Origin of the sequence: Streptomyces sp. MI02-7b (genome assembly GCF_033793585.1) — a bacterium.
Lineage (GTDB): Bacteria > Actinomycetota > Actinomycetes > Streptomycetales > Streptomycetaceae > Actinacidiphila.
Map to the genome: position 1 here is coordinate 17,891 of NZ_JARAWX010000050.1, position 9,727 is coordinate 27,617.

Sequence of the window (9,727 nt, forward strand, 5' to 3'; positions counted from 1 at the left end):
CCTACCCCCCGCACCGGATGCTGACCTCATGTTCGACCCCGACATAGCGCCCAGCGGTACCCTTCTCGGCCTCCTCCAGCGAGGACGCGGAGACGGGACCCTGCATGCCCTCGCGGCGCGGCGAGCCGACGCGCTCGCCGCGCTGGAGCAGTGCGTCCTGCGCGACCCACGCCACGACTGGCGCGTGGAGTCACGCTCCCTTTATTACGCGCGCTTGTACTCCGAGCTCGAGGGCCCGCTCGACGGCATCGAACAGCACCTCTTCTCCCCGGACGACCTCGGCGGCTTCGGCGGTCCCGACGGCACGGCCGGCCCCGACGAGCACCGCTGCGGCCTCGCCCTGTCCGTGCTCGGCCACCTCGCCGGCTACGGCCGTCGTGACGCCGTGCTGCTGCTCCGCCGCTACGCCGCCGAGGGCGGCAACTGGGAATGGGCGCTGGACGAGCTCGCGGTGCGCGACGACGACGAGTCGCTGCGCGCGCTCGGCCCCGCCGTCCTCGCCCGCTTCCCGCACACCCCCGAGGGGGACGCGCGGCTCGCCGCCGCGCTGCGCGAGGCGTACGAGCCACGGCCCTGGCGGCTGTGGGCCGAGGACCCGGACCCCGCCGTCTCGGACCGCGTGCGCAAAGCCTCGGAGCAGACCGCCTTCGACCGATGGCAGCGCCAGATGCGGCCGGCCGGCCCGACTCCGGGGTGGAGCGTCCGCGCCGTGCTCGACTGGGCCGAGGAGGGCCTGGCCGCCGATCCGCCGCAGCACCGCGACGCGCCCGCCGCCCGCTGCCTGGCCGCCGTCGCCGGACCCGAGGACCGCGACGAGCTCCTCGCCGCCGCCCGCGGCGGTCCGGACGCGGCCCGCGCCGCCGCCCTGCGGCACCTCGCCGACCGCCAGGACCGCGCCGCCCTCGACCTCGTGGAGGCGGCCGCCGCCGGTCCCTCCGATATCGTCGCCCGCGCCGCGCTCGAATCGTTCGCCCGCATGCGCAGCGTTGCCGCGGTGGCCCGTGCCCGCGCCTGGTCCGCCCGTGAGGACGCCCTCGGCGCGGCCGCCGCCCGCATGCTCGCCTGCCGCGGCGGCGCCCAGGACGCCGACCGGGTCCTGGGGGCCCTGCGCCGCCTCGTCCAGCACGAGGGGGCCGACGCCGACGGACTGGCCGAGCTCGTCGAGGGCACCGGCCGCCTCAGGATCGACTGCGCCGCCCCGGTCCTGCGCCACATCTACCGCGAGACCTCCTCGTCCCAGTTGCGCGGCGTCGCCGCGCACGCCCTGGCGTGCACCGACCCGTCCTTCGGGGCCGGCCTCGCCGTCGAGTGCCTGTGGGACTGCGAGGAGACCACCCGCGAGCTCGCCGCCGGGGCGGCCACCACCGCCGACGTCCGCGTGCTCGCCCAGCTCCGCCGGCTCGCCGCCGACCCGGCGGAGGAGGCCGAGGTCCAGACCGCCGTCCGCGGCCGTCTCAGCTCAGGCGAACCCGCCCGCTGACCGCGTCCCGGGGGGGACGGCCCCCCGGTGGTGCACCGGCGTCCGTCCCCCGCCGCCGCGGCAACAGGAGTGCCCCGTACCGGTTTTCGGACACCTTTGCGGGACGCGGGAACTCGGCGGCGACCGGCGGCGTTCTCTTTCCCCGGACGGCACTCGCGGCGCCACTCGACCGTCGCACGACGGCGTCTTCCGGGGCAGTCGATCATTTGGGCCCGGTTCGCGCAGGACCGGCGCTTCGGGCGGAAGGCGCAGTGCGGGGCCAACGCTCACGGCCCGTTCCCCCAGGTGAAAGATCCACGTGGCCGGGAACACGCCCGGAGAGCCGACAACGTCCGTATGCGAGTAGCCATCGTCACCGAGTCCTTCCCTCCCGACGTCAACGGAGTGGCCCACTGCGCCCTGCGTACGGCCGAGCATCTGGTCCGCAAGGGCCATGAACCGCTGGTGATCGCGCCAGCAGGACCGCACGACGTACCACGCGGAGACGACCCCTGCCCGGTCGTCCGCGTGCCGTCGCTGCCGCTGCCCGGCTACCCGCAGGTCCGGGTGGCGCTGCCGAGCCGCAGGACCGCCGCGGCGATCGCCGCGCACCGCGCGGAACTGGTCCACCTGGCCAGCCCGTTCATCCTGGGGGTGCGCGGCATGGCCGCCGCCACCCGGCAGCACATCCCGGCGGTGGCCGTCTACCAGACGGACCTGGCGGGCTACGCCCGTACGTACCTCAGCCTCGGCGAGAACACCGCGTGGCGCCGCATCCGCGCCGTGCACTCCGCCGCGGACCGCACGCTCGCCCCGTCGAGCGCGTCGCTGAACGACCTGGAGGCGCACGGCGTGCCGCGGGTCCACCTGTGGCCGCGCGGCGTGGACTCCTCGCGCTTCGACCCCTCGCACCGCGACGAGGCGCTGCGCCGTGAACTCGCCCCCGACGGCGAGGTGCTGGTCGGCTACATCGGCCGGCTCGCCCAGGAGAAGCACGTGGAGCTGCTGGCCGGTGCCTGCAAGCTGCCCGGCGTGAAGGTGGTCGTCGTCGGTGACGGGCCGAGCGCTCCGAGCCTGCGCGAGGCACTGCCCGGCGCGGTCTTCCTCGGCCGGCGCACCGGGCACGACCTGGCGCGGATCTACGCCTCGCTGGACGTCTTCGCCCACACCGGCCCGTTCGAGACGTTCTGCCAGACGGTGCAGGAGGCCATGGCCAGCGGCCTGCCGGTGGTCGCACCCGCCGTGGGCGGTCCGCTCGACCTGGTGACGCACGGCCGCACCGGCCTGCTGGTGCCCCCCGGCGACATGGACGCGGTCACCGAGGCCGTACGGACGCTCGCCTCCGCGCCCGCGGTGCGCGACCAGTTCGGTGCCGCCGGCCGCGCCGACGTCGCCGCGCGCACCTGGGACGCCGTCGGCGACCTGCTCCTCGGCCACTACGCGCAGGTGCTCAACGAGCGTACGGCGGTGGCCGCGTGAACCGCCCCCTGCGCATCGTCCGGCTCGCCAACTTCGTCACCCCCACCTCCGGCGGCCTGCGCACCGCGCTGCGCCACCTCGGCGAGGGCTACGTCGCGGCCGGCCACGAATCCGTCCTGATCGTCCCCGGGGCCGGCGCCTCCGACGAGATGACCTCCCAGGGCCGCGTCATCACCCTGCCCGGCCCGCTGGTCGCCGGCACCGGCGGCTACCGCGTGCTGACCGGACGCCGGCGGCTGGAGCGGCTCCTGGACTCGCTGCGCCCGGACCGCCTGGAGGTCTCCGACCGCACGACGCTGCGCTGGACCGGCGAGTGGGCCCGCCGCCGGCGGGTGCGCGCCGTCATGGTGAGCCACGAGAGCGTCGACGGTGTTCTGCGCACCTGGGGCATGCCCAGCGCCATGGCACAGAACGCCGCCGACCGCATCAACCGGCGCAGCGCGCACCACTACTCGCGCATCGTGTGCACGACGGGCTGGGCCGCCGCCGAGTTCGAGCGGATCGGCGCCCGCAACGTGGTGCGCGCACCGCTCGGCGTCGACCTGGAGAACTGCCACCCCTCGCACCACGACCCGGAGTTGCGGGCCCGGTACGCGGGCGGCGCGGAGATCCTGATGGTGATGTGCTCGCGGCTGTCGCCGGAGAAGCGTCCCGGCCGCGCTCTGGAGGCACTGGCGTACCTGCGCAGCCAGGGTGTGGACGCGGTGCTCGTCGTCGCCGGCGAGGGCCCGATGCGCGAGCGGCTGGAGGCGCGCGCCCGCGAGGCCCGGCTGCCGGTGTCCTTCCTGGGCCACGTCTCGGGCCGCCACTCGCTGTCTGCCCTCCAGGCCACCGCCGACGTGGTCCTGGCGCCCGGTCCGGTGGAGACCTTCGGGCTGTCCGCCCTGGAGGCCCTGGCCTGCGGCACCCCGGTCGTGGCCAGCGCCCTGTCCGCCCTGCCCGACATCCTCGGCCCGGCCGGTGCAGCCGCCACGGACGACGGCCCCGCCTTCGCCGACGCGGTCAGGCACCTGCTGTCCCGGCCCGAGCACGTCCGGCGCGCCGTCGCCCGCGCCCAGGCCGAGCGGTACGGCTGGCCCACCGCGGTCAACGCCTTCCTCGCCGCCCACGACGCCGCTCCCGTGTACAGCCCGGAGGCCGCGACATGACCACGGCGGGCACCGACACACCCGTCGCCGCGGAGACACCCGGACCCGCTGCCCCGGCGGCCTCGGTCCCGGTGGCCTCCGTGACCACCGCGCCGGTCGTCGCGGCCGCCCCGGTCACGCCGGTCGCCGTGCCGGTCACGCCCGCCGTCCCCGCCGCGGCCCCCGCGCAGCCGGCCCGGACGTGCGTGCCGTCCCTGGTGTCGAAGCTCGGCGCGCGCGAGGTGCGCTTCGCCGCGCTGGGCGACTCCCTCACCGCCGGACTCGGCGACCCCGTACCCGGCGGATGGCGCGGCTGGGCCGCGCTGCTGGCCTCCGGTCTCGCGGCGGAGCCGTCGGACGTCCGGATGATCAACTGCTCCCGCAGCGGCGCGCTCACCAAGGACGTCGCGGAGGAGCAGCTGAAGGAGGCGCTCAGCCACCGCCCGCACATCGCGTCCGTGGTGGTCGGCGCGAACGACACCCTCCGCGGCTCCTTCGACATCGTCACCGTCGCCCGGCGGCTCGACGCGGTCGTGGGTCAACTCCGCGCCCACGGTGCCGTGGTGCTCACCGCCTGCCTGCCCGACCCCGGACGCATGCTGGGGCTGCCGTGGCCGCTGGCCCGCCCGCTGGGACGGCGCATGGCCGAGCTGAACGCGGTCGTGCACGCCCTGTCGGAGCGGTACGGGGCGGTGCACCTGCACGCCGCCCGCCACTCCTGGGTCGCCGACCGCACGTCGTGGAGCGCGGACCGGCTGCACCCCAGCGAGCTGGGACACCGCCTGCTGGCCCGGGAGTTCCACAACCTGCTGGTGGCGGAGGGACTGCCGGTCGGCGAGCCGCCGTCAACGGTCCCCGGGGGTCCCGGGCCCGGCGCCGCGGCGAGCGTGCTGTGGATGGCGACGAAGGGCACACGCTGGGTGGTCGCCCGCTGCACCGACCTGCTGCCCGACCTGATGCGGCTGGCCGGCCAGGAGGCCCGGCACCGCCTCGCGGGCACCGACGGCCTGCTGGACCTGCGGTCCCGGCACGCCACCGAGCTGGCGCTCGCACGCCTTTCCGGCCCGGCGCCGACGACGACCTGACACGGACCGCGTCCCCCGTCGGGCGGGCGGGGACCGGCCGGGCGGATCCGGCGATCCGGCGGTGAACGCGCTCGGGGCCGGAAGGCCTCGCGAGGGTCCTGGAGGGGCACAGGAGGCGGCGGAGGAGAGCGGGGGAGGAGAGCCGGGGGCAGCGGAGCACGGCAGGGGGACAGACCGGCCCGTCCGCGTCGTTTCGGCCGATGTCGGTGGGACGGCCTAGTCTGTCGTCGTGACCACCACCGTTCCGCACCAGTTCAGCGGCGGTGTCCGGCCCGCGCCGGGACCCGCCGCCGATGAGGGCCTGGCCCGTCGGCTCAAGGCCCTGGCCTGCACCGCGCCGCTGCACGATCTCGACGTGCGCAAGGCCAACCTCGCGGGCGAGTACTCGGTGTACGCGATGGCCGAGGTCGCCCTGGCCGCCATCGACCTGGTCACGCTCAACATGGACTTCGACACCGGGGCCGACCACGACCAGATAATCTCCCGGCTGATGCCCCGCGTCGCCGCCCAGGCACCGGGCCGTTCCGTCGCCGAGCACGAGCGGGTGGCCCGCTGGGTGCTGGAGAACCTGATCAACGTCGGCAGCGTCGACCGCGGTTTCCGCGCCGTTTACGGCACTTTCGGGCCGGACGGGGCGTATGTCCGAAGGGATTACGACTTCAAGCTCGTCGAGGAGGTCCCCGGCCGCGACGGAACGGTCTACCTGCGGACCACCGACGAGGCGGTCAACGTCCTTGTCGGCGCCCTCGACACCGACGTCACCAGCGCGCAGATCGCCGCCGAGGTCAAGCTGGAGGTGCTGGTCAACCGCGGCCGCCTGGCCGACGCCCAGCTTGCCGCCGAGCAGGCCCGCTACCGCACCGTCCAGTACGCCGAGTCACTGCGCCGCGCCCTGGACGCCACCCGCCGCAACGTCCGCGCCGTCGACTGGCTGCGCACCGTGCCCGACATGATCGACGAGGCGCTCGGCCACGTCGCCGACCGCTACCGGCACGAGAACGCGATCCTCACCAACATCCGCAAGGCCCGCGACGAGGCCGAGGACCCGGAGAACAAGCGCCGCGCCGCCGAACTCGTCGACATCGTCAAGGACTGCATCCGCCGCCACACCCAGCTCCAGTCCCGGCTGCTGGAGGCCGGCCCCATCTTCCGCGCCGAGCAGGACCGCCAGGCCTTCGCCGCACCGCGCGGCAGTGCCCTCGTCGGCGTGCTCGACCTGTACGGGCAACTGGTCGCCCCCGTCCTCCCGCTCCCCGTGGAACGGGCGCTGCGCGTCACGGACGCCTGGTTCGCCCGGGGCACGGGCTTCCGCACGGCCGCGTCCGTGCGCGTCACCGACCTCGTGGACGCGCTTCTCACCCCGCCGCTGGAACGCGAGCACCTGGGCGCCGAGATGCCCGAGCCGGACCTCATCGCCACCCCGGACGACAGCCGCTTCAGCGAGGAGCAGCTGGAGTCCGCGCTGGATCTGCTCGACCTGCCGCACGACGCCCCGCGGCGGCTGTCCGGCCTGCTGGCCGAGGCCCGCCGCCGCGACCCCGAACTGCCCTACCTGGTCGCCCTGCTGGCCGTGCACGCCGCCAGCCCGCCGGTCGGCACGGCCTACCGGCAGGGCGAGGGACGCCTGCTGTTCGCCGTCGACGACGGCACCGCGCTGGAGGACCCCGAGTTCGGCGGTGCCGACCTCATCGTGGGCACCGCCCGGCTGGACGCGGCCGGGATGGCGGCGGAACGCTCGGAGGTGGCGTGACGAACGCCTCCACCGTGCGCCGCACCGGCGCCCGCCCGACCGCACACCGCACCACCGTCCGTCCCCAGGAGACCACCCCGTGAACGACCACCGCGAAGGCGAGAGCGCGCCGCAGCCCGCACCCTCCGCCGGCACGGCGGGCGTCACCCCCGCCGACGCCGCGGACGCCGCCCGTCTGGTGGCCTTCGGGCTCCAGCCGAAGCTGCTGCCCGCCCGCGACGCCGAGTACGCCGAGCTGATCCGCCGCTACCGCGAGGACCCCCCCTTCGCCCGGCTCGCCGACGCCGTCGCGACCGGGCTCGGCCTCGTGGTCCTGGAGGTCTCGCCGCGCGCGGGCATGGCGATGGCCGCCGGGGAGGACTCGGTCTTCGCCGTCCGCATAGGCGACTACTCACGCCGCGCCGCCTCCGACGCGGGCGACCGCTTCCTGCACGGCCTGGCCCATCTGGCCACCGCCGCCATGGCGTTCCCGCGCCCGGAGGACCTGGCCGACGACGGCTACATCGGCCGGGTCACGGTCAACGGCATCGACGGGTTCCTGCGCCAGGCCTGCCGCCGGCTGGAGGAACGCGCCGAGGAGCAGGGCGAGAACACCGATCCGGCCAGCGACGCCCCCGGGCTGGAGGCCGCCTGGCGCGTGTACGTGCGCCGCAGTTCGACCGGTGCCACCAAGGACGCCCGCCGGCTGGCCGGTTCCACCACCGGCATCGTCGGCAAGGCGGTGGCGTTCCTCGTCGACTCCGGCTTCCTGCAGCGCACGGGCGACGAGTCCGGCGGCACGTTCCGTACCACCGCCCGCTATCAGTTGCAGGTCCGCGACATGGCCGGCAGCGCCGCCATGGCAGAGCTGCTGGACCTGGGCATCGTCCCGGTGGCCGACGACTCCGCCGCGCTGCTGCCGCCCGAGGACGGCGAGGACCTGGACCTCGTCGCCGGTGCGGGCCTGCCCTTCCACTCCTGAGCCCGGCCCGCTTCCCCGGTCCGCCCGGGAGGCCGCCCCGACCCCGATGCCGTCCGTCCCCGCGTCCGTTCCTGTCCACCGATCCCTGACCACCACCACGAGAGTCCGCCATGTACGAGCTGTCCCGGGTCCGCCTCTACTCCATCGGGCCGGCCGGCGCACGCTATGCCGACACCGTGCTGGACCTGCGCGGAGTGGGCGAGCCCGTGCCGCAGCCGGCCCCCGCCCAGGCGGAGTTCTTCGAGGAGGAGCCGGCCGGGCCGCCGCGCCGCCCGGCGCCCGCGGGCGTGCTCTTCCTGGAGAACGGCGGCGGCAAGTCCGTCCTGCTGAAGCTGATCTTCTCGGTCATGCTGCCCGGCCACCGCAACACCCTCGGCGGCGCGAGCTCCGGCGTGCTGCGCAAGTTCCTGCTCGCGGACGACTGCGGGCACGTCGCGCTGGAGTGGCAGCACACCGTCACCGGCGAACTGGTCGTGGTCGGCAAGGTCAGCGAGTGGCGGGGGCGCCAGGTCTCCTCCGACCCGCGCCGGTTCGCCGAGGCCTGGTACTCCTTCCGCCCCGGCCCCGGGCTCAGCCTGGACTCCCTTCCCGTCGCCGAGTCCACCGCCGTGCGGCCGTCCGCCGAGGGCACCTCGGGCGCGCGCGGCCGCCGCCGCACGATGAAGGGCTTCCGTGACGCCCTCACCGACGCGGGCCGCTTCTACCCGCACCTGGACGTGGTGTGGGAGGAGATCCACGACCGCTGGAACGAGCATCTGGGGCTGCTCGGCCTCGACCCCGAACTCTTCCGCTACCAGCGGGAGATGAACGCCGACGAGGGCGAGGCGGCCGGTCTCTTCGCGGTCAAGAAGGACTCCGACTTCACCGATCTGCTGCTGCGGGCGGTCACCGACACCCGGGACACCGACGGGCTCGCCGACCTCGTGCACGGCTTCGCCGGGAAGCTGGGCCGCCGCGCCGAACTCACCGCAGAACGCGACTTCACCGCGGGCTCCCTGGAACTGCTCGGCCGCATCGTGGACGCCACCGCCGCCCGCGACCGGGCCCGCACCGTGCACGCCCAGTCCGAGCGCCGTACCCGGGGCCTCGCCCGGCGGCTGTCGGCCCGCGCCCACGAGGAGCGCGCCCGGGCCGCCGACCTCGCCCAGGACATGGCCCGGGCCGCGCACGCCGTGACCGACGCCGACGCCGCCCGGGGCCGCGGCTCCCTGATCGCCGCCGAACTCGCCTACCGGCACGCCTCGCTGGCGCTGGCCGTGGGCGAGAAGAGCGCCGCGGCACTGCGCCGTGAGCTCAACGACGCCCGTACGCTCCAGTCCGCCTGGCAGGCCGCCGAGATCGTCCTGCGGCACCGCGCCGCCGCCGACCGGCTCGCGCGGGTCACCGCCGCCATTCGCGAGGCGGAACGCGACGCCGCGCCCGCGCTCGCCGCCCGCACCCGGGCAGCGGGGGACCTCGTACGCGCCCTGCACGCCGCCGCCGACACCGCCGACGAGCGCGCGGACGCGGAGGAGGAGCGGTCCGCGGAGCTCCAGGCGAGGTCCGAGGCCGCGCACCGCGACGCCACCGACGCGGCCACCGCGGCCCAGCGCGCCCGCAGCGAGTCCGGCCACCTGGCGCAGCGCCTCGCCGAGGTCGAGCAGGAGACCGCCGAGGCCGTGCGCGCCGGGTGGCTCGACGACTCCGCCCCGGACGCCGATCCGGCCCGCGCGGCCCTCGAGGCATCGGACGCCGAGAAGGCCGCCGCGGCGGCCGCCGGGACGGCCGGTGAGGCCGCCCGCCGCACCGGCGACCTCGCCCGTGTGGCCGCCGCGGCGGAGTCCCGTGCCGAACTCGCCGCGGCCCGGGCCGCGGACGCCCTCGCGG

Annotated in this window: 6 protein-coding genes and 1 pseudogene; all 7 read left to right on the forward strand. The window is 75.9% G+C overall.

The genetic code is table 11. The features are described 5' to 3' along the window. The first annotated feature begins 28 nt into the window (after window positions 1–28). Entirely contained in the window at window positions 29–1,480 is a 1,452-nt protein-coding gene (locus PV364_RS40060; RefSeq protein ID WP_319665877.1) for a HEAT repeat domain-containing protein, read from the forward strand. 336 nt (window positions 1,481–1,816) lie between these two features. Beyond that, window positions 1,817–2,938 carry a glycosyltransferase family 1 protein gene (locus PV364_RS40065; protein ID WP_319665878.1) on the forward strand — a complete coding sequence of 374 codons (1,122 nt, stop codon included), beginning with the start codon at window positions 1,817–1,819 and terminating at the stop codon, window positions 2,936–2,938. Next, window positions 2,935–4,086: a glycosyltransferase gene (locus tag PV364_RS40070; protein ID WP_319665879.1), complete on the forward strand. Its 1,152-nt coding sequence runs from the start codon at window positions 2,935–2,937 to the stop codon at window positions 4,084–4,086. The genes PV364_RS40065 and PV364_RS40070 overlap by 4 nt, the downstream gene beginning before the upstream one ends. Continuing rightward, on the forward strand, window positions 4,083–5,150 hold the full coding sequence (locus tag PV364_RS40075; RefSeq protein ID WP_319665880.1) for an SGNH/GDSL hydrolase family protein: 1,068 nt from the start codon (window positions 4,083–4,085) through the stop codon (window positions 5,148–5,150). The genes PV364_RS40070 and PV364_RS40075 overlap by 4 nt, the downstream gene beginning before the upstream one ends. A gap of 229 nt (window positions 5,151–5,379) precedes the next feature. Then, a complete protein-coding gene (locus tag PV364_RS40080; protein ID WP_319665881.1) occupies window positions 5,380–6,900 on the forward strand; it encodes a hypothetical protein in 1,521 nt (506 codons plus the stop codon). 79 nt (window positions 6,901–6,979) lie between these two features. After that, on the forward strand, window positions 6,980–7,861 hold the full coding sequence (locus PV364_RS40085; RefSeq protein WP_319665882.1) for a hypothetical protein: 882 nt from the start codon (window positions 6,980–6,982) through the stop codon (window positions 7,859–7,861). Between the two features lie 110 nt (window positions 7,862–7,971). After that, window positions 7,972–9,727 (forward strand): annotated as a pseudogene (locus PV364_RS40090) (hypothetical protein); the annotation flags it as partial.

What these genes read in the sequence shown, in the direction of transcription:
- PV364_RS40065 (WP_319665878.1), top strand. Translation starts at nt 1,817, where the DNA reads ATGCGAGTAGCCATCGTCACCGAGTCCTTCCCTCCCGACGTCAACGGA.
- PV364_RS40075 (WP_319665880.1), top strand. Translation starts at nt 4,083, where the DNA reads ATGACCACGGCGGGCACCGACACACCCGTCGCCGCGGAGACACCCGGA.
- PV364_RS40060 (WP_319665877.1), top strand. Translation starts at nt 29, where the DNA reads ATGTTCGACCCCGACATAGCGCCCAGCGGTACCCTTCTCGGCCTCCTC.